This window comes from Pseudomonas putida (genome assembly GCF_002741075.1).
GTDB lineage: Bacteria > Pseudomonadota > Gammaproteobacteria > Pseudomonadales > Pseudomonadaceae > Aquipseudomonas > Aquipseudomonas putida_T.
In genome coordinates this window covers 664,244-689,958 of the sequence record NZ_CP016634.1, presented here as the reverse complement: position 1 = coordinate 689,958, position 25,715 = coordinate 664,244, and the positions used below count along the sequence as shown (strand labels likewise).

The following is a 25,715-nucleotide window of genomic DNA, read 5'->3' as shown; positions in this document are numbered from 1 at the left end:
TACGCCCCATTCGTAGCGCGCGTAGCTTTTTACTGTAGGTATTTTCCCATATGCGAGCCCTGGCCCTTCCTCGCATGTCCGATGACTTCCAACTGAGCTAAGGTGCGCACTATTTCCGACACCTGCCGCATGGAAGTTGAATATGCACTCTGTATATATTGTCGATGATCACCCCGTTATCCGCATGGCGGTTCGCATGTTGCTGGAAAATCAGAACTACAAGGTCGTCGGTGAATCGGACAATGGCGTTCATGCCATGCAGATGGTCCGAGAGACACGCCCCGACCTGGTCATCCTCGACATTGCCATCCCCAAACTCGATGGCCTCGAGATCCTGTCCCGCTTCCAGAGCATGGCCTTGCCCCTGAAAGTGCTGGTATTGACCGCACAAAGCCCTGCGCTTTTCGCGGTTCGCTGCATGCAGTCAGGGGCCGCCGGATATGTTGGTAAACAGGAAGACCTGAGTGAACTGCTTAGCGCAATAAAGGCCGTGCTCTCTGGTTACAATTATTTTCCCAGCCAAGCGGTTAACACCAGCCAGGTTATTCCAGACCAGGAGATACGACTTTTCCGACACGTTAACGACAGAGAACTTATGGTTTTGCAACTTTTCGCCCAAGGAAAGAGCAACAAGGAAATTGCCAAGGGCATGTTTCTGAGCAACAAAACCGTCAGCACCTACAAGAAGCGTTTGATGCAAAAACTTCAGGTTCAGACGTTGGTCGACCTGATTGATGTTGCCAAGCGCAACGCGCTGGTTTGAGGTGCAACATGGGGCGGTATCTAACCTGCCTGTTCATCGTTGCCATTGCGTTGGCCTGCCACCCAGCGCACGCCGCGCAATACAGGCCCAAGGCACTCAATCTACTGACGCGTTCATCGCTCAAGCCGGTGCTGCCGGTGCTGACGCCGACCCAACGCCAATGGCTCTCTGAAAAAAAGGAGTTGGTGATCGGTACATCCTTCCCGGACTACCCGCCTTTCGATATCACCACGGGCGGGCGCGACTACCAGGGGCTCACCGCTGAATACGCCGGCCTGATCGGCATTGCGCTGGGGCTGAAAGTCCGCGTGCTGGGCTTCGACAGCCGTCAGTCAGCGATCGAGGCACTGAAGAATGGCCGGATCGATCTGCTTGGCAGCGCCAACGGCTATGAAGCCGTTGCCGGCCTTGCGCTGTCACGCCCCTACGCGATCGATCAGCCAGTGCTGGTGACCCGCGAACACGAACGTCGCGTACTCGATGACGAACTCAAAGGGCTGCGCCTGAGCATGCTCTATCACTATCTCTCGCCCAAGGAGGTGCTCAGCGCCTACCCGAAGGCCGAGCTGCTGGCCTTTCGCTCCTCCACCCTGGCCCTGAACGCTGTCGCTTTCGGCCAGGCCGACGTGTTCATTGGCGATACCATCTCGACCCACTATCAACTCAATCGCGGTCACCTCCCTCCTTTGCGCATGGCCAGCTTTGGCAAGCACGAGGCCATTGGCTTCAGTTTCGCCCTGCGCCGTCAGGACACCATCCTCAAGGAGTTGGTCGATACGACCCTCGAGAGCCAGACGCCCATCATGGCCGCCAGCATCTTCAAGCGCTGGGGTGCGGGGAGCGACCATCTGCTGACCGATCGCAAGCTCCAACTTTCTCCCAGCGAAGAGCAATGGTTGCGGGAACATCCCGTGATGCGCGTGGCCATCAACGAGACCGCCGCCCCCGTTTCCTATTTCGACAGTAACAGCAATTTCCGCGGTATCGCCGCCGACCTGCTGGACCTGATCCGGTTGCGCACCGGCCTGCGCTTCGAGATCGAGCGGGCCAGCGGCATACGGGACATGCTGGCCCGCCTCAAGGACGGCCGGGCCGATGTCATCGCCGCCATCTCCAGTGACGAAAAGCACGATGGCGCCCTGCACATCAGCCGGCCCTACCTGGAAAGCACCTATGTGCTGGTCACCCGCGCGGGCAGTGACCAAGCGGCGTCCTTGGAGCACCTGCAGAATCGGCAAGTCGCGATCACACGCGACAGCATCATGGCCGGGTTGCTCTCGGCTCGATACCCGAAGATCAGCAAGATCGAAACCGACAGTCCGTTCTTCTCCATTGCGCTTTTGGGCAGCGGTGAGGTCGATGCGGCCATCACTACCCTGATCGACGCCAACCACGCCCTGGCCGGAAACCCGGACCTGGTCATTCGCAGTACAATCGGTAGCGAGCCAGCCACGGTCGCGATGGCCACCAACAGCCAGGCCCATGCGCTGGCGTCCATCCTGGACAAAGCCCTGCAAAGCATCTCGCCGGAAGAGCTTGGCGTGATCAACAACCGGTGGGGAGGTTATCGGCTGCACGACGACGTGTATTGGCGGGAGTTTCGCCGCCTGGCGCTGAAATTCTTGCTGGCCGTCGGCTTGCTGTTGCTCCTGGCATTGATCTGGAACGCCCACCTGCGATGGCAGATCAGGCAGCGCAAATGCGCCGAGCGGGCACTCAACGACCAGCTAGAGTTCATGCGCGCCCTGCTCAACGGTACCCCCCATCCGATGTATGTACGCGATCGCGAAGGACGACTGCAAAGCTGCAACGACAGCTATTTGCAGGCCGTCGAAGCCCAGACCGACCAAGTCATGGGCAAGCGATTGGATGAGAGCCCGGGCGCTGACCGGGAATACACCCAGCAGATGGAGGCCGACTATCAGCAAGTCATCGCCGCCGGCACCCCCCTTATCCTCGACCGTCCTTTACGCATGGGAGGACGGGAGCTGACCATCTACCACTGGATCCTGCCCTATCGCGACTCCCTGGGTGAAGTCCAGGGGATCATCGGTGGCTGGATCGACATCAGCGACCGTCGCGAACTGGTTCAGGAGCTGCGCTTGGCCAAGCAACGGGCCGACGATGCCAATCGTGCCAAGAGCACCTTCCTGGCAACCATCAGCCACGAGATTCGCACGCCCATGAATGCGGTCATCGGCATGCTGGAGCTGGCAGTGCGAAGGGCGGATCGCGGGCAACTGGACCGACCGTCCCTGGAGGTCGCCTACCATTCGGCGAAGGACCTGCTGGGGCTCATCGGTGACATCCTGGACATCGTCAGGATCGAGTCCGGCCACCTGTGCCTTTCCCCGGAGTCGGTCGACCCCAGCGTTCTGGTCGAGTCGGTGGCCCGGGTGTTCGATGGTCTCGCGCGACAGAAGGACCTGGCCCTACAGGTGGTCATCGCGCCAAACGCCCGCTGCCACGCGCTGCTCGACCCGCTGCGGTTCAAGCAAGTGCTGTCGAATCTGGTCAGCAATGCCATCAAGTTCACCGAGCATGGCCAGATCCAGATCAATCTGCACGTGCACGAAGGCACCGACTGCAATGGACCGCGCCTGGAACTCAAGGTCCGCGACACCGGCATCGGTATCCACGAGGAGGCGCTCAAGGAGCTGTTCAACCCGTTCGTCCAGGCCAATCCGCATAGCGAAGGTGCACGGGCGGGAACCGGTCTGGGGTTGGCGATCAGCCACAGCCTGAGCGAAATGATGGGGGGCACGCTAACCATCAAGAGCCTGCCTGGTGTCGGCACTCAGGTGAGCCTCGTCATGCCGCTGCAATGCGTCGAAGCGCCACCGGTGCCCACTCCGCTCGTGCAGGACGTCGAGGCACCGAACAGCGGGTTGAACGTGCTGGTCATCGATGACCACCCAGCCAACCTGTTGTTGATGGAGCAGCAACTGAGTTTCCTGGGGCTGAGCCTGTCCACCGCCTGCGATGGACGCGAGGGACTGGAGAAATGGCGCGCGGGCGGTTTCGATGTAGTGATCCTCGACTGCAACATGCCGCAAATGAACGGCTATCAAGTGGCTGAAGCCATCCGTGCCACAGAGCGCCAACGCGACTGGCCGCGCTGCCTGATCCTGGGCTACACCGCCAACGCCCAGCCGGAAGTTCGTCAGCGATGCCTGGATGTCGGCATGGATGACTGCCTGCTCAAGCCGATTGGCCTGCACACGCTGAACCAGCGCCTGGCGGGCGTCGCGCCGGGTCGGCATGCGGCGCCAGGGCCCAGGCCACGCAAGCGCTTGGCGCTCGAGGGCCTGTCTGCCATCGTCGGCGATGATCCTGACAGCCGCACTCGACTCCTGAACGCCTTACAAGAGAGTTTGATACAGGACCTAGCCACACTGATGGCCATCGACTCGGAGGATGCACAGGCCATCGCCGCGCAGGCGCACAAGATCCTCAGCACGGCCCGGATGCTGGAGGCCAGGGATCTGATGGAGGCGTGTGAAGCGCTGGAGCAGGAAACCTTGTCATTGGCGCAGCTCAAGCTGCGAAGACAGGTATTGGCACGGCATATGCGCCGAACGGAGAAAGCGCTGGCCAGGCATCTACAACACCCGGCCAGGGCTGGATGAGCAGCGCAGAAATGCGCCGCTCAGGCGGATCAGGAAGCCTGGGTGTTGATCGGCTTGTCCGGATACCAAGCGTCCAGCAGCGGACTGAGCTCGATGTTGGTCAGTTCGCTGCGGCCCTTGAGCCAAGCTTCGACAATAGCGCGCTGCTCTTCGCTGACCGAGCCACGCTTGGCCAGGCAAACCAGGCCGAAGTCATCACCACCGACGTAATCCAGGCCGTTGGCATCCATGGCTTCAGCGAGGAAGGCATCGAGGAAAGCATCGATGGCTTCGTCGGACAGGTCTTCCTTGAATTCCAGGTTCAGTTCGAAACCCAGCTCTTGCGTTTGGCTAATTTGACAATCTTGCCATTTTTGTCTAGACCTTATTCTATCTAGCTTAAGAGCATATCATAGGCGGATTTTCAAGATGGCGATTATCACAACTCGCCTCGAACGGCTCAAACGTTACCCGTTCCTCGCCATTGATGACGACGCGGTCGAGATGCTGTGCTCCGCAGCATCCAAAAGCCGGGAGCAAGAGGGTGTCCACCCTATGGCGGCTGTCCATCTCCTGGACTGTGTGTGCCATCTGGCCGGGAAACGCTTGACTGCGAGCACATTGCTATCATCAGAAGCGCAATCACTTTTCGACCTTTACTGCTCTGCTGTTTACGCCTCAAGTCTTACAAATTTCAGCAAGGTAAAACGTCAAGCGTTTTGCCGATCTATTAGAGACACTCTGGTAGAACTTCGAACGATAGATATATTACTTCCCCGGATTGAGTGGTTCGCCAAGCGATATCCTGAAGCCGCTTCTCAGTGGGAAAAAGACTATAGCGTGCTTGATCCAGATAAGGTGGCATACTGGAGCGGATGGTTAGTAGAAACTAAAAATGGAGAAATACAGTATCTTCCGCTGGAGAATCTTTGGCTCTCACATGGCAAAGAGTTTACTGAAAGCTTCCATCTTGGCTTAAAAATCCGAATGGAAGGATCGGCTGCGCACGTATACTACATATTTCCAATCATGCTCAGATTCCTTGAAAAGGAACAGAGCACTTGGCAGCCAGATACTTTTCATGACCCACTCAAAATTCACGATTTTTTTATCGCGTTCATGGAATATTTCTTTCGAGGTATAAACCATGATGACCCTGTCTTGGACAGCATGAAAAAATCCTGGAACAGATTTATCGGTCAAATCTACAGGACGTATATCGACTCCCGCATCTGGTGCACTCCCTTCCTCGGGTTGACCTTAGCCGACGCCAAAGCACTCCCCGGAAATAGTACCCACGTAGAGAAGAATCGAGATGGTTTCAGCGTCAGAACCAAGCTCGTCACACATATCCCCCTTCATTTGACCGAGCAGAGAGCGGTAGAGCAACTGATCATAACCATCAAGTCGGAAATTCAGACAATTCGAAATTGGGCGACACAGCAAACCCTCGAAATAACTGAGCAGTTTGATAACCGTGTAAAACTAGCGGCAACTGCAAAGCAGCTTAACACTCAGCATGAAAAATTCTACAAAGACAATTTCATCGGCAATGTAGCGGCAGCCTTCGACAAGTACTCCTACGATCTGCCAATCGCAGACTTGCGTCTTTCCTACATAAGAAGAACCGGAATTGACATCTCGACAGTTGAGATCAGTAAAGCCATCGGTATTCCCACAACCCGGAACCTGTATCCTTTCCAGTGCCTGCTGATTTTAGAGCACCCTTTCATCACCAATAGCTTCCTGACAAATTTCAACCTATTGGATAAAAATGGAAAGCAAACAGGGATTATTAAGGAAGGCGGAAAAACTTATTTAGTTGTTGGCAGCGAGTCAAATCTCATATCAGGAAAGAAACCACGTAAAGGTGCAAGACATCAGAATCAAAAGGTAGAATTGTCCGAGACTGGAGCAAGCATCATTGCTGATGTAGTGAAAATCACTGAACCCGCGAGGCATTACCTCCGCTCCATCGGAAGTGAAAATGCGCGAAAACTTTTCATTGCCAGCTCTTATTGCGTAAACAAGCCGATACCTTCCTTAATTCCTCGCTGGAACAAGACAACAATAAACTACCCTTCTAACGAAATCCTTCTCGAACAATTTCACCCGCACACTGAATTACGCGACGATGAGCTGAAGGAGTTTTTGACCCGTATATCACCATCAAAAATCCGAGCTTCAAGGTGCGTTGAGGAGTACCTAAATACAGGAAGCACGGAACTCATGCGGCAATGCCTAGGGCATGAGAAAGAAGACATCACATTACTGGAATCATACTTACCTGAAATCTTCGTTCAATTCATAGAAGGTCACGGTATCAGAGTATTACACAAGGCGATGATCTGTCACTCCCTAAAAGATAGCCCATTCTTGGTTGCGGGAGCAAACTTCGACTCGGTCGAAATACTGGATGAATTCCTGAAAAACTACGCTATCACAACCATACCAAGTTTTCTCACTGACCCGGAGGGCGAAATGCAAAACATCGATCCCACCGAAGATGAGGCGCTTGTTAAGTTAAGCGCGGGGAGCTTGACCGCACTTATCTCATTGGAACACGCAGTCAGAAAGTCCCAAGACCAACGACTCGTCAAAGAGACAGCAAAGTACTGGGCACAACTGACACCATTGATCGTGAAACACATTGAGGAAGGTACAGACAGCGTTTTAAAACAGCATTTGAAAACTGCAAAAGCTTTTGCTGCCCCCAGTAAAATGGAGAAGATAATTTATGCAAAAGCTCAATAACCTTAATTTTCTAACCAATGCAGCCCTTGAACCGAAACAACGCCTACGAGAGGTTTGGTGGTTGAAGTCAGATTTTGACGCGCCGATCTGGTTAGTCTCTCTAGACCACAAAACACCAGACAGTATCGACTGGGGCATACAACTTGACGATGACAGCCTACTTACTGACGCAAAGAATGAAAAACTTCTTACAAGCCTCAAATATTTTCTTGCCGCATCCACTGAAAATTTAACTCGAAAAATACATCGAACCAGGAATTCGATTGCCACGCAACGCGCTGACTTCAACAGCGCAATTCATGTCATAGATAGCATCTTGATAAACTCAAAAAATTTCGGGCTAGCTAGATACGGGCTAGCAGCTATTAACGTCAACAACTTGAAACAACTACTATCCGATTTTGCCTCTTCAAACTTAATCTCTGAGTCTATTTACAAATTCACCCAGAAGGCTAGTGAATTCTGCCTAAAATTAATGTCAGAGACTCCCAGCCATAAGATTGAAAATCTGCTGCGCACAATCCCTGCATTGTCACATATCAGCGAATCAATCTTGGATGAGAGCACTTTCGACTGTCCTAGTCACACGATCCCATCAATCCGAGCGGCACTCCTGCATCATGGCTTCTACAAAGATTGCTACGCCTCAGGACGCACGGCAAACACAGCAAAACTTGCTAAAGAAATTTATTCAAATACGTTACGCAAGAAAGTTGGGAAGGCTCGTATTCACATACTCTCATTTTACCCTGAAGAGCCCAAGTACCGGAGAGAGATGCCTGCCGCTCCAGTTCGCAGCAGCGGCGGCGACGGAGTTACGCAGAACACCTACAACGCATATCGCCAAAAACTTTTCTCTCTAAGGATTCTGCATGCATTAGGATTAGATGCACCTCCACAAGAAGACCTTTTAGCCATTGAAGAGTTTTCGATTGAAGTAGTTCCCACCCAGCGTTACCGCTTAGTTCCTAGCGGGATCATATTTGAGCAGCTCAAAAATAGCATTGAATTTCATTTTAAGTATGGCCGCACCATCCTTGACGGCTACATGAAACTAGCCAGGCATTGTGTTACGACAGAAACAAGAATGGATAAACTAACCAACAAAGAAGTTCAACATATTATTGGCCCAGAGCTGACTTCCCTTGGAGTTACAAAGCTAGGGCTTGCATGCCGAAATCTCAGTGCAACGGATGGGACAGGAAATGTTTCACGCAAGCAAGAAAAAAATTCATTCTATAAAAACCTCCGTGCAAATAAGGGATTGATCGAACTTGTCAGCGTTTACGTTGGTTGTGTCCAATTCGTCGTAGGGGTACTAATGGCGCGACGATCGGTCGAACTTATAGACCTACCCACGCGGAAATGCTTAGACAGAACTAAGCAATGGTTGATCATTGATATTGCCAAAACTTCGATGGGACTGTGGGGAATCCGAGATAAACAAGCACGCCCCATTGACCCCTTAGGTGTTCAGATGATCCGCGAGTTGCAGCGGATGCAGCGATACTTTAAGAAAATCGGGTTTATTAATGAGTACGGCACACTATTTGATTCGCCAAGCCATCTTAGCGGGATGTTCTCGTGCCCGGCTTCAGTATTTTCCTTCACCCGAAACCTTGACTTTCTCTTCGATTATTTCCAGGTACCAACGAACAAAGACGGTGAGCGCTACTATATCCGCCAACACCAGCTCCGTAGATTTTTCGCGTTAATGTTCTTCCACTTTTATGATGGAGTTCGGATCAACGGACTGCGTTGGCACTTGGGCCATGCTGATCTCACTCACCTCTGGCACTACATCACCCAAGTGGTAGACGGTGAAAGCTTGCGCGGTGCCGAAGCTCAATTCGTGGTAGAAAAAATCATGAAAGGCAGGGAAAAGAACTTTCATGACCTTCAAGACTTCTTCAAAGAACATTACGGCATAACTGACGTCACAGTAATTGACGATGAATTGGCTCACAGGTACATTCAAACCCAGATAAAAAAAGGAAATATCACTGTCGCGCCTGATTATTTCACCGATGAATGTGGCACACGCATGGAAATCATCGTAACGTTTTATTCTAACTCCAACCCTAGGAAACATCAGACCAAACTCCATGAGCTTTAGTGATCAAGGCACAGATGATGAGACGCAAAACCAACAAATCGAAACAAATAGAAGACTCCATTATCGCTCTTATCAAACTATTTGAAAGCGCGATAGCCGACCCAAAACGTTTTTTTGATAACGCTGTTATTTGCAATGCCTTAAAGAGCCAGGGAGGCGTCGCGTCACTCAATCATACATTTGAGGATGACAACATTACATATTGCATAAAGCCTCTCAGCATTACTACTTTGAAAGCCAAAATGTCGACACTAAGCGATGGCTTTACATGGGAGACGTTTGACAAGCTTCGCATTCAAGCGCATGACGCAATTGAACATGCTCACGTACAAAAAGCACAAGACCAAAAGACCACAAAGATAGGTCTAAAGGAATCTCTAAGCATCGCCGAGTTGCATTTAGAAAGACAAAGGGAAATGAATTTCAGGATACTTCAAGCGGTGGGGCAGGCCCTTACGATTCTTGATGGCGTGGTCTCCATTGCAGACGAAGAACTGCGAGCCAAGCGCACCCGTGACGCAAAGGAAATAATTTACAAGTGTCTTAGTCTCAACGAATTCCCGTTTAACAAAATCGATCGAACTGCCACCATCGTCACATTGCACCCGGATAAAAAGCCATGAAGCTCGCAGGAGAGCCATTACGCTACACTACGCTACCTAACTTAAAGCTATTTAACTATCATGTGACCGACAAGGTATATACCAAGGATGGTTCAAATCTTCCTTTCATGACTTGGCCAGACGGCACAGCATGCACGCCAGCCAACCTTTACATGCTGAAACTTCGCGACACCAACAATGGACGAGGCGGCCTTCTTAGTAGGCACGGCAGAAAGGGCGGAACTATTGGAGAGTATGCTGGAAAAATATCACAGCTCATAAGGTTTTGTTACAACATAAAAAAGACATTTCTTGAACTCAATGACTCTGACTTCACTCGCTTCATGTCTGAAATTCGTATGCAGAGATTCAAAGACAACATAAGACAACACCAAAAAAACTCCGACACAACCAATAAAACAGGGCAGCAGTGCTTGAGATTTCTGCAGTTTTTAGGGGTTCTCAGCAATCAACCAAATTTTGTCGCCCCACTTGGAATAATCAATGTCACCTTTAGATGGTCAACCCGCACTGGCAGAAATGGACAAATATATAAAACAGAGTCGATACACCACCATTCCTTTTCCATTGGCGGGGATTCAGGAGACACTCGAAACCCTATCAGCGACGGATCAATTCAATCACTGAGAAGTGCAGTCGATGCTGCAAATAATTCACAGTTCTTAAAATCTAGAAGACATCTGCACATGAGTTTTCTGGAGTACATCGGGCCACGGCGCGGCGAGCTTGCAGACTTGACGATTTCGGCGATCAATGAAGCATATTACATGAAAGAGCCTATGCTCACTCTCACTACACTGAAAAAGGGTGTGCGCGCAACGAGAAAGATACCTGTTTCCAGAATGCTTCTGCAAGAAGCTCGAACGCATATTAAATATCTTCGAAGTGATATTATTGCCAAATTCACAAAATCCGGCAGAGCTGACCACGACCTATTGTTTATCTCTGAAATCACTGGCAAACCCCTTGCCGACACAACCATTACAAACGAAATTAATGTGCTGGCCAAGGCAGCCCACATGAGCGAACAAACCTGCGCACACATGTTCAGGCACGCATTCTGCACTAACCTGTTCGTAATACTCTTCGAACGACACAAGTTCAGGTCAGACAAGCATTTCGAAATCCGATTGCTAAGCGATGAAGCTTTCCTAGGAACAGTTAGGCAATACACAGCACACAGCGATCTCGAAACACTGCGTCGCTACATCAAAAGCGCCTACGCGCGCATCAACAAAATTCCCGAGACCGTAAGTGTTGTGCAGCTTGCCATGCTCCAACAAGAATTTGAGTCACACTTGCTTCGGTTACTTACGGAACTCGATAATGGCCTTGATCCTCGTGAATTCAGTGCGAGCGCGCGCGAGCTCATCATCCACAAGAACAAAGATGTTACCAGTGCCATGGTTAGGGTTGAAACAACCATGGACGATGCTGAACTAACGCCGCCAGATGACATCGACGGCGAAAGCAGAGAGTGAGATGCCAGCAAGCAGCGCGCCTAAGCCTCTTCAGCGAGTCGCTTGCAAGCGTCCAGAAGTGGTATCAAGTCAGTAGCTCCCAAGCTTATCGCGCGCTCAAATACGGCAGCTGCACCACAGTACCGCTTCCTCCACATGTACAGTCGTCCCAACTCCGCGTGGGCATCTTTGAGAATGCGTGCCAACCCGGCACCGGTTTCGATAGCCTTTTTGTACCACTCAATTGCTTCATCTATGTCTGGTTCAACCGGCAGGCCGCGAAGCGCCGGATTCTGAAGAATTTCTGCCAGCACCATTTGCGCGTCGACGTCCCCCTCGATGGCGGCACAGCGGTACAACGATACCGCTTCTCGAAGTGATTGCATGCGGCCTGCAGCACCTGCGTGAAGGTCAGCCAGGACAAGCTTCGCGCCGACGCACCCCTTTTCGATCGCCTCCCTCATCATCTCTATAGGACACGCGGGAAGCGGCAGAGGCTCCGAGCTCTCCAGCCAAACACGCACCATGCCGACGGCGGCGAGAGAAAATCCTTGCGTATAGGCTCGCTCGAAGAGCGAAAACACAATGACGGGATTGCGCTCCAGCAGATTCACACCATGCGTATGAAGCTGGGCCAACTGGTAACAGCACCTCGCGCAATGGTGAGCTGCACCCTCGGTATAGGCTTCAACAGCAGCCTCGCTATGTCCCTCGCTGAGGTAGTAATCACCCAGTACTGAGTAGCCATGCGTACATCCTTCGTTGATCGCGGCTTGGAGCGCAGAAAGACCAAAACACTCTGCAATCTCGGGATGAAAATAGTAACCGATTCGCAGATGCACCTGCCCCAATAGCAATTGAGCGGCCAGACATCCATCCCCCACCATCTCCTCAAGCGTAGAGAGGATTTGCTTGAATACCCGCTTGAGCGTATGAGGCGCCTGCCCCGCCTTAAGCAGGGCTTCAAATGCATGCACACGCCGTTCGATACCGGCTAAGCGCTCGACCTGCCGCTGGGCCGCTGCCTGTCTCAGGCTTGACCAGCTTTGCTTGAAATGCGTCCGACAATATTGCTCCAACTCGTCTTCGAGCTGAGCTACCTCCCCCGCCCTCTGACCATCAGGTAGCCTGAGCCTGCTCCAAACAGGGAGCTGCGGTGATAAGGAATCAATGCAGGAAGGTGAAACAGGTGAAATGTCTGGTCTCATCAAGGGTCTCCAGACAATAGAAAACGAACTCCCCGCCATACGGGGCTATGGTCGATTCACATTGTCTGGCCCCCTACGGTGGGCCATTGCAGGCAAGTGACGCTACGCTAGCGTCATCAAGAAGCCTCAGTGAGCATAGGTCGACGCCCTCACCTGTCAAATTGAGATGTGAAGCGATGACTCCAAGCAGGGGTGGGCCAGAGACAGTTTGAGCGAGCTTACCGGTTGGTCAAGCAAGCTCCTCACGTTGCTGTTAAACTCCGCACCGCATTTACTTACGAGGATTTTTTCATGGCCACTAACCGCTCCCGTCGTCTGCGCAAAAAGCTCTGCGTGGATGAGTTCCAGGAACTGGGCTTCGAGCTCAACCTGGACTTCAAGGAAGACCTGAGCGACGAAGCGATCGACGCTTTCTTGGACGCCTTCCTTGCAGAAGCCATGGATGCCAATGGCCTGGACTATGTCGGTGGTGATGATTTCGGCCTGGTGTGCCTGGCCAAGCGCGGCTCGGTTTCCGAGGAGCAGCGTGCCACTGTTGAAGCCTGGCTGAAGGGCCGTAGCGAGCTGACTAAAATTGAAGTCAGCCCACTGCTGGACGCCTGGTACCCAGAAAAGCCAGTCAACAAAGGCTAACTGTGGTCAGTCTGGGCCGTCGATTCGACGCCCCAGACATCCCTCCGTCATTGAGCTTTCGCAGCCATGCATTTGTTCAGCTCATTCTCAAGATCGCCGATCTCCCGGGTCAAAACTGTTGAGATTTTGGCCGCACTTTAACGTCCCAAACCCTCATTGATCTGAACGTGCGTCGAGAGCGAGAGTCACCACGCAAACTCTCTCCATCCTGCTCGCGCATGACAAAATTGTCCAAGCAACGACTGATGAAATGGTGCTCCCCGCACATTTTCTAGCTCTTTCAAGGGCGCCTGATCCTTTTGCACGTGATCACCCCGGCAGCTCTGACTGCCTCGTCCGGCCTCCCTCTCTCTTGTTACATGACCAGTTCCCGCCAATGCATCAATAATCGCGACAGGTGATGCCACCACCTCCGTGCCAAAAATTTTGGCCAGCGGCTGCAACCCGCCACACATGTATCGATTTGCCCGGAAATAGGAGACGTAAGGGATGTACAGGGCGTGGATCAAGTCTACAAAGTCACTGGCCTTAAGCTCTCGTCCATTCTCCCCCAGCGGCTTTTGTAGCGAGGCGTAGAAGGCGTTGATGCAAACAAATAGGACTGGACAGTTCCGGGCAGGCGGGGGCTTGGGACAGGGCACTCAAGAGTGCCGAAATGTCGATAGCCCAGCCGATAGCATCAAAGGTGAACTGAGATCGGCTCTGCATAGCTGCTAGGAGGAGCTCCTTATGGGTAATGAAGATTTGATGGGCCCAGGTCTCGATATTGCCAATGATCCTTGCCGCCTGGTCGTGCTCCTGAGGCGCTGCCAACAACTCGTTTACAAGGGCAGTAAGCTGACCCCTAAATGAAGCTACGCTGGTGCCCGAAAAATATGGGCCGAGCGTCGTGCTGTGAATGGATGCAAGCCCCCCATCCACAGTTCCGAGATAACTCTTCGAGACTGTCGCCACTGCAGAACGCAGCTTACTGACAAGCGCGCTTACATCGCGGTCGCCCTTGACTAGAAGATCAAGGGTTATGGTGGCGAGCTGCTCGACGCCGGTGAGCGTGACAGGTTGATGGCTCGCCTTCACCACCCCCACTAGCGAGAAGGTGCCGATTTTCTCCACTAAAGTACCAATGTCGCTGGATGGCATGTGTTCGAGAGCCACGGCTGATGCTTTACCCATTATTCGAATGCCTTGCATCATCAGATCAGGCATGTCGTGAGCTGCGACAGATTCAACTGCGGAAGCCAAATATGTTGAGGCAAGCAGGGCGTGATGCTTTCTGCGCACGCGCCCGGAATAGTCGATCCCCAGATACACCCCATAAAGCCCACCAAACGCGCGGATAGTGCTCTCTGCAAGTCGCTCATCACCCCTGGATAGCGCGTCTTGCATCGTCTGCCTCAATTGCTCAAGAGAAGTATTGATGGTGTGGTCGCTCTCATCAGGCACGGCAAAAAAACCGTTGCCACCAACAAATGTGCCATTTTTGGCAGCGCAGTAAGCGGCATTGATCAGCATTAGGTGATGGAAAGCAGAGTCGGTAACTTCGTAATCGCCTTGGCCTGCGAAGCGCTTCGCATATGAAATTCCGTAGTGAATCGCTTGGTGCGCGGCGGTGACCCATTGGGGGTTGGCTTGGTAAAAGGCCGCTTTCGTTTCGTTGAACTGGAACCCCTCACCTTCCCCATTGACCGCAGGAACCGCCCCCTTTCTCATGAAGATGGTGGCGTTATCAGCTAGTCGGCTCCATCTCCGCAAATCGCGACTCACCGTGTTCGACATGATGTTGAGCTGCTCCATTGGATTGATGAGCTGGAGCGCTCGACGGTAGGCGTAAAGAAAAAAGAGCACGATCGCTGCAATACCCCAGATAGCGGTGAGCATCGCTGGGATCGCCCAACCCGCATCCGGGATCAACGATGTGCCGGATATTGCGATGGCGGTGAGGAACGACCCGACGAATGAGCAGAGCAACCGCCGATCAGAACTGAACTGCTTGAAAAGACCATGGGGCATCCGCTCAACGTTCGTCTGCATCGCGAAAACGATGATGGAGAATGCTATCGCTGCAGCCCCAATCAATGCCGCCCCCATCCCTGCGAGAAGACTTCTGAGCGCACCCAGGTTCTCTTGCCTACTGAAGAAGTCACCTACTAAAGACTGTAAGAAGGGAATCACCAGGATGCTCACAGCCACTCCACCGAGGACGGGGATGGCAATCAATTTCATGCCGTGACGCGACCGCCAGAACCCGAATTTTGTCTTAGCTTGAAAGATCCGCATGACAGTGAGTGCATAGGTTCTATGCAGGCGTGCCTTGATGGCTGACATGTCCATTCGGTAAAACGCTCCAATCACGCGGGCTGCCTCGCGACCACTCAAGGTGCGAAGCCATAGGGGGCCAACCTGATTATCTTAACGTTTGGGCCCATGAGATTCATCACCCAAGCTTGGGCTAATCAGCTTTCATTGTGACCGAGTGACGCCTCCGATCAGAAGCCCATGAAGTGATTATTACGCATGAGCAGACTGGGTAGGGCCCAGTCCCTCGACACTTCCTCTACCTAACAGTGAATCGCCCCTGGTTTTCTAGACACTCTCCAAGCTCAGGAAATAGCGTTTCTCATACTCTACTGGAGACAGCTGCATAGCACTGCTGTGTCGGCGTTTAGGGTTATAGAACATCTCGATGTAATCGAAAATATCACTTCGGGCTTCTTCACGGGTTGTGTAGATCTTTCGTCGGATTCGCTCTCGCTTCAAAAGCTGGAAAAAGCTCTCGGCTACAGCATTGTCGTGGCAGTTTCCCCGCCGGCTCATGCTGCTGATTACATTGTTGGCCTTCAAAAAGCTTTTCCAATCCGAGCTACTGAACTGACTGCCTTGATCTGAGTGAATCATAACTTGCTGCTGAGGCTTGCGTCGCCAAACAGCCATCAACATCGCGTCGATAGCCAGGTCGCTGCACATCCTTGGCTTCATTGACCAACCAATTACTTGGCGTGAGAACAGATCCAGCACTACCGCGAGGTAGAGCCACCCTTCATAGGTGCGGATGTAAGTGATATCTGTCACCCAGACCTTGTTCGGCTCACTTACCTTGAACTGCCGCGCGAGGTGGTTGGGCGAGGCCACTGTTGGTTTTCCACCATAGAACCCTGGACGCCGCCGATAGCCCGTTTGAGAACGCAGCCCCTCCGCCTGCATCAAGCGCCTGACTCGATTTCGGCCGCATTCCTCTCCCAGCTCACGCAGGTCATCGTGAATTTTGCGGTAGCCGTATACACCTCCGCTTTCCAGCCAAGCGTGTTTGATCAAGCCAAGCAGACGTTGATCTTCTTTTGCTCGGGCAGATTGAGGCTCGGCCAGCCAGGCGTAATAGCCGCTGGGGTGCACCTTGAGGGTTTGGCAAAGGCGCCGCACCGGGTAATCAGTCGAGTGCTTCTTGATGAAGGCGTACTTCAGCCGCACTCCTTGGCAAAGTACGCGGCGGCCTTTTTTAAGATGTCTCGCTCTTCCGTCACGCGCTTGAGTTCAGCGCGTAGCTTGCGCAGTTCGGCCTGCTGATCGTCGTCTTGCTGACGCTGCTCTTGGGGCTTGCTGTAGACCTTGATCCAGGCGTAAAGACTGTGCACGGACATGCCCAGGCGCTGGGCGACATCGGCGACAGGTTTGCCTTTCTCGGTCACTTGCTTGACCGCTTCGATCTTGAATTCTTCGGGGTAACGCTGACGACTCATGGCACCTCCTATTTGGGCCTCATTATGAGGCTTGGAGGTGTCTACGAAACCAGGGGCGATTCACAGTGACTCCATAAGCCGCAAACTCGCCCACCAATTTCTTCCGACTCAACAGGCCTGGCAGCTTGAAAATGTTTCTGTAGCTGTACCAAAACGCCATAGGAATCAAAATTAGCCCGAGACCAAACGTGGCCGTCGCGGCGATAACTCCCATTGGAATGGCCGCCACAGACATCAGAATGCCTTTCAACAAAGTCGACCTAGCAATAATTCGTAGATCGTCAAAATCATACTCGACCTTACCACCAGACTTCTCGACTGCCACGATAATGATCGACTTCCTGGAGGAATGCTTATAATACCAAGTGCGTGGTGAATCCGTGACGAGCGCACCATGACGCCGCAGATACTTTGGAACCACGACTTGCTTGTAGTAGAACGTCCTGCCCTGCTCATCCTCAACCCTGACGCGCGTGTAAAGCGCATCAATTTCAGCAACATTCTGAACATCGTAATTTTTTACGACGACCTTGGCCTTCTTCAATTCAGACATGCACTTCCCTTAACTATGTCTATCTTAGTAACTTTTTATGACGCCGCGATTAGCCGAGCAACCATCATCTACACCTATTTAACTGGCGCGCAGTATGACCGTCTGCGAAATACCGCCGAAGCTCTCCTCTACGAATAGCAGATGAGTGACAGCTACATAGCACGACCCTGAGACAGTCAAAAACAGCGTGTAGCCGTGCTCCTGACGTGTCTCCTGGATAGCACTCGTCGTGATGCTATCGCCATCCTCGTGTCTGTTGAGAGAGTCACTGAAGATCGCACCTCTGACGCCATTTTCTTTGAGCCGCGCGTCCAGCAAGTAGCCGGTTACAGCGCGACTGAAATTTTGCTGAGCTGCCGCCGCCAACTTTTCTACATAATTTGGCATTACAATCCAACCAACTCAAATAATTTCAAGGACAAACTCTTGATCAAACCCGCACTTTTCACCGGGATAGCCTCTAGGGTTACTAATTAGGCGACACCCGGCAACCATCGCATCTACTCGATGGTGAGTGTGCCCAAACACCCAATAATCAGCCTGGCCTACTAGTTCTGGCCATTCATTGGAATACGCAGGCATCAACTCTGAATCTTTCTCAGGCCCTGAGAATTCAACAAGGGGACAATGATGAGTGACCACCAAAGTCTTGCCGTCAAAACCCCTGGCTAGTTCTTGACTTAGATAGTCATAGGTCTGGTGATTTCGCCGAATGATATCGTCGATTCTTAATTTCCGGTATTCCTCACCTGCCCTGATCAGACGGAAGTCGTTCATGACACTGCGAGCTTCTAGAGAAGACTGGTAGACGCTTCCCTTCGAAGAAAAATCTGTCCAAGCGCAGGCTCCCAAAATGCGGAGATCGCCAATGGTCATCGACTCATTATCGAGCACGTGGACATTAGTGCCGGCAGCCGACCTCTTCATCGACTGAAGCGTGCGATCGATATGGCCCTTATAAAATTCGTGATTGCCACAAATGTACACAACCGGGACTGAGAAGGCGTCTTGTGCCCAAGAGACGCCCCGCCCCTTGGTGTGGATATCACCCGCCAAGACCACGAGGTCGTCATCAACGGTGCCCTCGAAATCGAGCTTCGGTTGGGAGGCGAACTCGACGTGAAGGTCAGAGTAGATTCGGACGCGCAAGAAGTTCTCCAGCATTTGGCCAGGCGCTTGGAGCCTGGTGGTAAAAGTCGATTTAGTCTTATATTGAAACTGCCTTCCCTTTGAGGCCGGCGGGACTCAGGTGAGGCAAATGGTGAGGCAGCGACGTGCACACGACCAGATCCATACGATTCAAATATATAGATTTGTTTGGATCATCGCAAACACGGCATACCGTTCCTTTTTTGGAAGCCGTGAAATGTCGATTCCCAAAGGCTTCGCGTCCGCGTTACGCCTAGTGCGAGTCAGCCGCCAGTTGAATCAAAAAGATCTTGGCGGCCAGATTGCTTCGTCACACATCAGTCAGTTGGAAGCAGGAAAGACTAGCCCGACCCTTAAGCTCAGTGTGGAGCTTGCAGGGGCTCTGGGCGTGGAGCCGGTCGCTCTTCTCGCTATCGCGCTCGCAGCCGAACGAGGCGTTACTCCAAATCAACTGCTGGCTCTAGCCACTGCCGATCTGGAGAAGCTGCAGCTCCTCGACGCTGTCCCCCCTGCTGAGCCTGGTGCCATTGACGCACCTCACCCCACCACTGCACGTGCAAACAAGGCGAATGCTGAGGTGCAAAGGCTCAAGGCTCAGGGTATGAGTCGGCTGGAGGTTGCTCAGGAGTTGGGGCTTTCTAAGACTACGGTGCAGAGATATTGGAAGGCCACCGCCGACTAAGGCACGTGGGCACTATGGGATAACGGTACCGGGACAACCATATATCCGGGATGGATCAAATAAGGACTGAGCCTGAGCACTCCCCATCACTATCCTTGTAGAGCATTTTCTGCAGGAGCCTTACGCCATCATCACTCCCTGCCGTGCACGCACAAATTCGCTGTGATCAGAGCGTCGAGAGATTTGCGGCTAAGGGATTGTGTTCGATATGTGAAAGTGGCTCAGTTCCACTCCCGATCAAAGGCATGCGGGTTTGAAGGGTTGGAAGTGCTGCAAGGTTCAGACAGTCATCCATGTGACGGTCTGGTGTCCGATGAGTGGACAGGCAAGGCTTAGGCGCGGGGGCGATCAGAGGTAGTGGGCAAAGGGGCGGTGCATTTTTGGCAAGATTTTCAGGGTTTGGAGCAAATTAGCAAAACCTGGAATTCGTCCACGCACAGTTTCTTGCGCAGACGACGGGAACGGTTGGTGGCCATGAAACAATCCTCTTGAGTATTAACGCGCGGCACTTTACCAGTTTCCGGACGGCTGCGGCGCTTTTCCGTCGAACATGCCCCATGGAGGGTGTGCTTGGGGCATAATGCGCACTATATTTCGTCGTGGGGCCATCATCCTGTTCAGCCCCAATGTCACTTTCCCTCGTCCGCAGGGTTCAAATTGCACATGATCAAAACGCTCCGTCCCCTGATTCTCGCCGGCCTGTTCCTGCCGCTCGCCATGCCCAGCCAGGCCGCGCCCGCCAACACCACCCTCCCGCCGAAAGTGCAACAGGCGCTCAAAGCCAACAAACTGCAGGATTCGGCCCTGTCCCTGGTGATGCTGCCGCTCAACGGCCCCGGCACGCCAACCGTGTTCAACGCCGATGTCTCGGTCAACCCGGCCTCGACCATGAAGCTGGTGACCACTTATGCAGCCCTGGAACTGTTGGGCCCGACCTTCCAGTGGAAAACCGAGTTCTACACCGATGGCACCCTGAGCAACGGCGTGCTCAACGGCAACCTGTATCTCAAGGGTGGTGGCGACCCGAAGCTGAACATGGAAAAGCTCTGGCTGTTGATGCGTGACCTGCGCGCCAACGGCGTGCGCACGGTGACCGGCGACCTGGTGCTGGACCGCAGCCACTTCGTTCAGCCCAACCTGCCGCAGTTCAATGACGATGGCGGCGATGTGAACAAGCCGTTTCTGGTCCGCCCCGATTCGCTGCTGGTCAACCTGAAGGCCCTGCGCTTCGTGGCCCGCAACGATGGCGGAAAAGTCACCGTAGCCATGGAGCCACCGCTTGCGAACGTCCGCATCGACAACCAGGTCAAGGCCGTCGCCTCCAGAAAATGCGCTGGCGATGTGCGCTACAACCCTGTGACTCAGGCCGACGGCGTCAGCGTAGTCGTCAGTGGCCAACTTGGCGAAGGCTGTAACTCCCAGACCTATCTGTCGCTGCTCGATCACCCGACCTATGCAGCCGGTGCGGTGCGAGCGATCTGGAACGAACTGGGCGGCAGCATTCAGGGTCGCGACCGTATCGAGAACGTGCCCAAGAACGCACGCCTGCTGGCACGGGCATTCTCGCCGGATCTGGTCGAGGTGATCCGCGACATCAACAAGTACAGCAACAACACCATGGCCCAGCAGTTGTTCCTGAGTCTGGGTGCACAGTTCCGCACGGATGCCGACGGCGACGACGCCCGCGCAGCCCAGCGAGTGGTACGCCAGTGGCTGGCGAAAAAAGGCATTACCGCGCCACACCTGATTATGGAAAACGGCTCCGGGCTCTCCCGCGCCGAGCGGGTCAGCACCCGCGAGATGGCGGCATTGCTGCAAGCAGCCTGGCAAAGCCCCTACTCCGCCGAGTTCATCAGCTCCATGCCGCTGGTGGGCATGGATGGCACCATGCGCAAGCGACTCAAACGCACGGCCATGACCGGTGAAGGACACATCAAGACCGGTACGCTGAACACCGTTCGGGCGATTGCCGGATACAGCCGGGATAGCAACGGGAACACCTGGGCGGTGGCAGCGATTCTGAATGATCCCAAGCCTTGGGGGGCATCGCAGGTGCTGGATCAGGTGTTGCTGGATCTTTATCGGCAGCCGAAGGTAGGGAGCACTGCGGCGGCTGGGGTGCCTTGATCGGCCTGGGCTTGGGCTTTCAGAGAGTGTGATTATCCATTCTGGGTGGGGGCGCCACTGGCGCTTTCCGCCTTCACGGCGGGTCACTTTGGTCTTGGCCAAAGTCACCAAAGCCGTCTTGCTCCCACATACGGCCCCTGCGCTGCGCTCCGGGGTTCCCTCCGCTCCGCTGCCTTTCAGGGCTTCGCGGCCTCTGGCTTGCTACGCAAGCCTCCATCTCGCGACTTCGGCTACGCCGAAGGGCGCTGCGCGCCTGCCCCTACAGACACCTACACTCGGCCTTCTGAGGTCGCGATTGGTGGTGTCTGAACTATCGCGCATAAAAAACAATGGCAACGGCAAACAAGCTAATTATTTGTTGTTTGTGCCGGCCTATTCGCGGGTAAACCCGCTTGTATGGTGATACTCGAAGGGGTGGTGGGACGAACAAACCGATTCTGACTGTTAGGCGCAGTACAGACCGTGGGAGACATCGCCCCACCCCTTCACCAAAGCGCCGATAAAGAATGCATCGTTTGCAAACGACGATAGAAGCAAGCCAGCGCCTCTTGGTGAAACCCCTCCGAGTTCAAAAACCATACCGTGGGAGTTCAGGCGATGGCAATGCGAGTAGACAATTTCATCATCGGCATCGATGTCGCCAAGGCTGAGCTGGTCTGTTATTACGAAGACTCCGCCCAACAGCAGACCGTTAGAAACACCAAGCCTGAAATCCAAAAGTGGCTGGCACTTCAGCCGGCCAATACCGCTATCTGCGTTGAAGCTACCAATGTTTACCATCTGGACCTGGTTGAGATGGCATACGAAAAGGGCTTCGCCGTCTATGTCGTCGACGGGTTTCAACTCAGCAACTACCGCAAGGGCGTTGGCGGACGCGTTAAAACCGATGCGTCCGATGCCTGCCTGCTGGCTCGCTTCCTGGATCGCGAGGGCAGTGCTCTTCGTCCTTGGTCGCCCCCTCCAGCTGTCTACGGCAAGCTCCAGAGCCTGCTCCGGCGCAGAGCAGCGCTGGTTTCGGCGCGGACAAGTCTGACTCAGAGCTGGGGCAATGAAATGTCGCTCAAAGAGGCGTTCAACAGCTTTGCCAAGCACTTCGAGTCGCTTGATCTTCTGATCCAGAAACGCCTGAAGGTCTTGGTAAAAGAGGCTGGCCTAGCCGAACAAGTCGCCCGCTGTCAGAAAGTTGAAGGGATTGGCTTCCTGACCGCTGTTGCCCTCGTCACCGCATTTATTCGGGGCGAATTCAAGAACAGTGATTCATACATCGCTTTTCTAGGCATGGACCTGAAAGTTGCAGATTCCGGCCAAAAGGCCGGACGTCGACGGTTGACCAAGCGGGGTTGTTCAGAGATCCGTCGATTACTGCATAACGCCGCCATGGCGGCCAGTAGGTCTGCGGCCTGGAAAGACGTCTACGAGCACTATCGCCGGGCAGGTAAGGCAACGACTCAGGCCCTGGTTATCTTGTCACGCAAGCTCGCCAGAGTTGCATTCGCCTTGATGAAGACCCAAGGCGAATACGTCAGCAAAGGGGCAAAAAAGCTTTGCCCTCAACCATAGAATCTCCTACAGGCACTGCGCCGTTCTCAAGAGCTGCGCTATACCTGTGGGAGCGGCGGTTCGGCGCTCCGATTCACCCGCGAATGGCCGGAAAACTCAATACCCACCTCACTGAAAAAACAACGCCAACCCAGGCGCCGCCTGTAATTTGGGCCGAGCGGAGATGTCTGGAGGTGCAGGCGCGTAGCGCCCTTCGGCGTAGCCGAAGTCGCGAGATCGAGGCTTGCGCAGCATCACCCAAGCAAACGGATCTGCCCACAACACCAACAACCAACAACCAACACAAAACCACAAAAGCCCAGCCTCAGAGCAACTCCGCCTCGACCCGGTCCCGCCCCGCCTGCTTGGCCGCATAAACCCCCGCATCAGCCCGCAACAGCAACGCATCAGCCCCCTCCCCCGGCCGCCAGCCCGCCACGCCGAAACTCGCCGTCACCCGGCCCACCCCATCAATCGGAACACTGCGAACCCCCTGCCACAGCTCCACCGCCAACGATCGCGCCTGCTCGGCGTTGCTGCCAGGGCAAAGCACCATGAACTCCTCACCACCCAAACGGCAAAACACATCGGTACGCCGCAGGCGATTGCCAATCCGCTGGCAAAGGCTGCGCAACACGTGATCGCCCACCGCATGACCGTACTGATCGTTGATCCGCTTGAAATGATCGATATCCAGCATGATCACCGCCAGGTCCAACCCATCACGCTGAGCACGCTCCAACTCGTTCTGCAGCCGTTCCTGAAAATGCCGACGGTTATGGATGCCGGTCAAGGCATCGGTGACTGAGAGCGCCCGAAGCTCTTCCTCCACCCGCTTGAGGTCGGAGATGTCCGTCAGGTAGCCATGCCACAAGGTACACCCCGCCTCGCCGACCTCCGGGGTGGCCTCTCCACGAACCCACCGCAAGCCCGCCTGGGGCAATATCACGCGGTATTCTTCACGCCAAGGTGTCAAGTGCACGGCCGAGTAACGGACCGAGCGACGGACACGCTCCAGGTCGTCAGGATGGATGCGGTCGAACACCGCCGAGGCATCCTCGCGCAGTATCTGCAAATCGACTTCATAGATATCGTGAAGACCTTGGCTGGCATAAGGGAAACAGGAGTGTCCATCGGCATCCAGGCGGTACTGGTAGATCCCGCCGGGCACTTCAGCACTGAGTTTCTCCAACAACCGATCACGAGCCGCCAGCGCTTCATGGACACGCCGCCGTTCAGTAACGTCGATGCAGATGGCCAGATACCCCACCCACAGGCCCTGCTCGTCGAGCACCGCGGTGACTAGCATGTTGGCCAGCAAGTGGCTGCCATCCTTGCGCACCAAGGTCCACTCCCCCGCCTCGGCCCCTTTTTCCTGCACGGTTTCGGCGAACATCGCCTGGCCACCGCCCATCTCACGCCCATAACGCACGCTCAAGGCATGGGCGCGCTGACTGAGCTCCTCGGGGGGTACCAGCTCCTCGAGCCGCAACTGACCAATGGCTTCGCTTGCCGAGTACCCCAGCATGCGCTCGGCGCCGGCATTGAAGGTGCTGACCAGCCCCTTGAGATTGGTGGCGATGATCGCGACCTGGGTCGCAGCGTCCAGCACGCTGCGCAGTCGATTGTGAGTTTCACGCAGGGACTGCTCACTGATCTGCAGTTCGGCGGTACGCTGGTCGACCAGTGCAAGCGCACGCTGGCGCTGACTGAACAAACTGTAGAGCAAGGCACTGAGCAACACGCTGAGCAAACCGCCCAACAAGCTGACTGCCACCACTGCCGAGGAGCGGTTGGCCTTGAGAAAGGCCTGACTGGGACGGATGTCGAGTTGGTAGTGGTGATCAGCCAGATGCAAAAGGTGGGTACTGGCCAGGGGTACTGAGGCGACGGTGTTTCGTGAGTCGAACAGCACTTCCGCCCCTTTGGCTCCGGAAGCATCGAGTATGCGCACCACCAAGTTGTCATCCGTTGCAGGCGGTAGCCCTTCGGCAATCAAGCGCTGCATGCTCAACAAGGCCATGACATAACCAGAAGGCAATCCACTAGGATCACTGTCGGCGAACACTGGCGCCACGATCAGCACCCCACGGGCATACGCAGGCTCGACGTTGATCATGTCCAGCGGCGCGGACACCGCCATGTTGCCAGGTGACGAAGCCCGAGCAAGGGTCTCTTCCCGTAGGGGCTGTCCCTGCAAGGGCAGCCCATAGGGCTGCCCTTGCAGGGATACAGCCTGGGTATAGAGCACCGGATAGTAATGGTCGTGCTCAGGCGCAGGGTGCCAGACACCTTGGGCGTCCTGATCACGGATCTGGTAATGCTGTTCTAGCCACGCGCTTGCGCGTCGTTCGAAATCCGCGCGTTGTTCGGCATCGACCCGGGGCGCCCAGGAATATGCCTGGGTCCGGTACAACAATGGCCGGGCGTAGCCATCGAATTCCTGGGGGGTGATTTCGTTGGAGTAACTGAAAAACCGTCGCAGGCCATCCAGACGCTGCTCCTGATCCTCGAAGCGTTCGGCGATGCGACTAAAACGCTCATTGGCCAGCAGCTCGAAGCGCTGACGCAGTTGCTGCAGGTAGAAACTCTGCGTGGCAATGGCCAAGGCCGCCGTCAACAGCCCGCCAGCGACCAAAACCACCAGCGCCACCCCCCAGGCGGGCAGCGCTTCGCGGAACATGCCGAGCACCTTCGCACGAACGCCACACTTCGACATAAAGCGATCTCATCACGTCAGCGTCCTGCGAATTTGTCGGGCCCTTC

18 protein-coding genes and 1 pseudogene are annotated in these 25,715 nt (G+C 54.2%); 10 read left to right on the top strand and 9 right to left on the bottom strand.

Annotated features, from left to right (window positions below; all coding sequences use genetic code 11):
• Window positions 1–142 precede the first annotated feature (142 nt).
• Both IEC33019_RS03620 and IEC33019_RS03615 read left to right on the top strand, forming a co-directional pair.
• Window positions 143–763 carry a response regulator transcription factor gene (locus tag IEC33019_RS03620; RefSeq protein ID WP_070093501.1) on the top strand — a complete coding sequence of 207 codons (621 nt, stop codon included), beginning with the start codon at window positions 143–145 and terminating at the stop codon, window positions 761–763.
• An 8-nt stretch (window positions 764–771) separates the two neighbouring features.
• Complete coding sequence (locus IEC33019_RS03615; RefSeq protein WP_070093502.1) at window positions 772–4,392, top strand: ATP-binding protein; 3,621 nt, start codon at window positions 772–774, stop codon at window positions 4,390–4,392.
• Between the two features lie 29 nt (window positions 4,393–4,421).
• Here IEC33019_RS03615 and IEC33019_RS03610 read toward each other — a convergent pair whose 3' ends face one another.
• The gene (locus tag IEC33019_RS03610) at window positions 4,422–4,760 is read right to left on the bottom strand and encodes a 50S ribosome-binding protein YggL (RefSeq protein ID WP_099593070.1); all 339 of its coding nucleotides are present in this window, start codon (window positions 4,758–4,760) and stop codon (window positions 4,422–4,424) included.
• A 40-nt stretch (window positions 4,761–4,800) separates the two neighbouring features.
• Here IEC33019_RS03610 and IEC33019_RS03605 point away from each other — a divergent pair, with 40 nt between their 5' ends.
• The 4 genes from IEC33019_RS03605 to IEC33019_RS03590 are packed head-to-tail and all read left to right on the top strand — an operon-like array spanning window position 4,801 to window position 11,345.
• Window positions 4,801–7,125: a hypothetical protein gene (locus tag IEC33019_RS03605; protein WP_099593069.1), complete on the top strand. Its 2,325-nt coding sequence runs from the start codon at window positions 4,801–4,803 to the stop codon at window positions 7,123–7,125.
• Window positions 7,109–9,241, top strand: coding sequence for a hypothetical protein (locus tag IEC33019_RS27260; RefSeq protein ID WP_157765866.1), 2,133 nt, complete (start codon window positions 7,109–7,111; stop codon window positions 9,239–9,241). Before IEC33019_RS03605 ends, IEC33019_RS27260 begins: the two co-directional genes overlap by 17 nt.
• Window positions 9,241–9,864, top strand: coding sequence for a hypothetical protein (locus tag IEC33019_RS03595; protein ID WP_099593065.1), 624 nt, complete (start codon window positions 9,241–9,243; stop codon window positions 9,862–9,864). The genes IEC33019_RS27260 and IEC33019_RS03595 overlap by 1 nt, the downstream gene beginning before the upstream one ends.
• Window positions 9,861–11,345, top strand: a complete 1,485-nt coding sequence (locus IEC33019_RS03590; protein WP_099593063.1) for a site-specific integrase — start codon at window positions 9,861–9,863, stop codon at window positions 11,343–11,345. The genes IEC33019_RS03595 and IEC33019_RS03590 overlap by 4 nt, the downstream gene beginning before the upstream one ends.
• A 20-nt stretch (window positions 11,346–11,365) precedes the next feature.
• Here IEC33019_RS03590 and IEC33019_RS03585 read toward each other — a convergent pair whose 3' ends face one another.
• Window positions 11,366–12,532 (bottom strand): tetratricopeptide repeat protein, encoded by a 1,167-nt coding sequence (locus IEC33019_RS03585; protein WP_172959800.1) that lies wholly within the window; start codon window positions 12,530–12,532, stop codon window positions 11,366–11,368.
• Window positions 12,533–12,823: 291 nt separating this feature from the next.
• Between IEC33019_RS03585 and IEC33019_RS03580 the strand changes: the two genes are divergently transcribed.
• Window positions 12,824–13,165: a YggL family protein gene (locus IEC33019_RS03580; protein ID WP_099593058.1), complete on the top strand. Its 342-nt coding sequence runs from the start codon at window positions 12,824–12,826 to the stop codon at window positions 13,163–13,165.
• Window positions 13,166–13,693: 528 nt separating this feature from the next.
• Here IEC33019_RS03580 and IEC33019_RS03570 read toward each other — a convergent pair.
• The 5 genes from IEC33019_RS03570 to IEC33019_RS03550 all read right to left on the bottom strand — a co-directional run bounded on the left by IEC33019_RS03570 (window position 13,694) and on the right by IEC33019_RS03550 (window position 18,601).
• Window positions 13,694–15,490: a hypothetical protein gene (locus IEC33019_RS03570; protein ID WP_157765865.1), complete on the bottom strand. Its 1,797-nt coding sequence runs from the start codon at window positions 15,488–15,490 to the stop codon at window positions 13,694–13,696.
• Window positions 15,491–15,748: 258 nt separating this feature from the next.
• A protein-coding gene (locus IEC33019_RS03565; RefSeq protein WP_087535084.1) for an IS3 family transposase occupies window positions 15,749–16,899 on the bottom strand; the annotation gives its coding sequence in 2 pieces (ribosomal slippage) (window positions 15,749–16,665 and window positions 16,665–16,899; 1,152 coding nt in all).
• A 22-nt stretch (window positions 16,900–16,921) separates the two neighbouring features.
• Complete coding sequence (locus tag IEC33019_RS03560; RefSeq protein ID WP_099593054.1) at window positions 16,922–17,452, bottom strand: hypothetical protein; 531 nt, start codon at window positions 17,450–17,452, stop codon at window positions 16,922–16,924.
• Between the two features lie 78 nt (window positions 17,453–17,530).
• A complete protein-coding gene (locus IEC33019_RS03555) occupies window positions 17,531–17,839 on the bottom strand; it encodes a hypothetical protein (protein ID WP_099593052.1) in 309 nt (102 codons plus the stop codon).
• Between the two features lie 15 nt (window positions 17,840–17,854).
• Complete coding sequence (locus tag IEC33019_RS03550) at window positions 17,855–18,601, bottom strand: metallophosphoesterase (protein WP_099594129.1); 747 nt, start codon at window positions 18,599–18,601, stop codon at window positions 17,855–17,857.
• Window positions 18,602–18,818: 217 nt separating this feature from the next.
• On the opposite strand from IEC33019_RS03550, the gene IEC33019_RS03545 reads away from it, so the two are divergent.
• The gene (locus IEC33019_RS03545; protein WP_099594126.1) at window positions 18,819–19,283 is read left to right on the top strand and encodes a helix-turn-helix domain-containing protein; all 465 of its coding nucleotides are present in this window, start codon (window positions 18,819–18,821) and stop codon (window positions 19,281–19,283) included.
• Between the two features lie 413 nt (window positions 19,284–19,696).
• On the opposite strand, the pseudogene IEC33019_RS28100 reads toward IEC33019_RS03545, so the two are convergent.
• Window positions 19,697–19,759, bottom strand: a pseudogene (locus IEC33019_RS28100) (hypothetical protein); the annotation flags it as partial.
• A 187-nt stretch (window positions 19,760–19,946) separates the two neighbouring features.
• On the opposite strand from IEC33019_RS28100, the gene dacB reads away from it, so the two are divergent.
• Both dacB and IEC33019_RS03530 read left to right on the top strand, forming a co-directional pair.
• On the top strand, window positions 19,947–21,410 hold the full coding sequence (dacB, locus tag IEC33019_RS03535; RefSeq protein ID WP_070093504.1) for a D-alanyl-D-alanine carboxypeptidase/D-alanyl-D-alanine endopeptidase: 1,464 nt from the start codon (window positions 19,947–19,949) through the stop codon (window positions 21,408–21,410).
• 597 nt (window positions 21,411–22,007) lie between these two features.
• Window positions 22,008–22,970 carry an IS110 family transposase gene (locus IEC33019_RS03530; protein WP_099593050.1) on the top strand — a complete coding sequence of 321 codons (963 nt, stop codon included), beginning with the start codon at window positions 22,008–22,010 and terminating at the stop codon, window positions 22,968–22,970.
• A 304-nt stretch (window positions 22,971–23,274) separates the two neighbouring features.
• Here IEC33019_RS03530 and IEC33019_RS03525 read toward each other — a convergent pair whose 3' ends face one another.
• Window positions 23,275–25,668: a sensor domain-containing diguanylate cyclase gene (locus IEC33019_RS03525; protein WP_099593045.1), complete on the bottom strand. Its 2,394-nt coding sequence runs from the start codon at window positions 25,666–25,668 to the stop codon at window positions 23,275–23,277.
• Window positions 25,669–25,715 lie beyond the last annotated feature (47 nt).

Coding starts and splice junctions, on each gene's coding strand:
- IEC33019_RS03620 (WP_070093501.1), top strand. CDS start 143: ATGCACTCTGTATATATTGTCGATGATCACCCCGTTATCCGCATGGCG.
- IEC33019_RS03615 (WP_070093502.1), top strand. CDS start 772: ATGGGGCGGTATCTAACCTGCCTGTTCATCGTTGCCATTGCGTTGGCC.
- IEC33019_RS03605 (WP_099593069.1), top strand. CDS start 4,801: ATGGCGATTATCACAACTCGCCTCGAACGGCTCAAACGTTACCCGTTC.
- IEC33019_RS27260 (WP_157765866.1), top strand. CDS start 7,109: ATGCAAAAGCTCAATAACCTTAATTTTCTAACCAATGCAGCCCTTGAA.
- IEC33019_RS03590 (WP_099593063.1), top strand. CDS start 9,861: ATGAAGCTCGCAGGAGAGCCATTACGCTACACTACGCTACCTAACTTA.
- IEC33019_RS03585 (WP_172959800.1), bottom strand. CDS start 12,532: ATGAGACCAGACATTTCACCTGTTTCACCTTCCTGCATTGATTCCTTA.
- IEC33019_RS03580 (WP_099593058.1), top strand. CDS start 12,824: ATGGCCACTAACCGCTCCCGTCGTCTGCGCAAAAAGCTCTGCGTGGAT.
- IEC33019_RS03570 (WP_157765865.1), bottom strand. CDS start 15,490: ATGTCAGCCATCAAGGCACGCCTGCATAGAACCTATGCACTCACTGTC.
- IEC33019_RS03560 (WP_099593054.1), bottom strand. CDS start 17,452: ATGTCTGAATTGAAGAAGGCCAAGGTCGTCGTAAAAAATTACGATGTT.
- IEC33019_RS03555 (WP_099593052.1), bottom strand. CDS start 17,839: ATGCCAAATTATGTAGAAAAGTTGGCGGCGGCAGCTCAGCAAAATTTC.
- IEC33019_RS03545 (WP_099594126.1), top strand. CDS start 18,819: ATGTCGATTCCCAAAGGCTTCGCGTCCGCGTTACGCCTAGTGCGAGTC.
- dacB (WP_070093504.1), top strand. CDS start 19,947: ATGATCAAAACGCTCCGTCCCCTGATTCTCGCCGGCCTGTTCCTGCCG.
- IEC33019_RS03530 (WP_099593050.1), top strand. CDS start 22,008: ATGGCAATGCGAGTAGACAATTTCATCATCGGCATCGATGTCGCCAAG.
- IEC33019_RS03525 (WP_099593045.1), bottom strand. CDS start 25,668: ATGTCGAAGTGTGGCGTTCGTGCGAAGGTGCTCGGCATGTTCCGCGAA.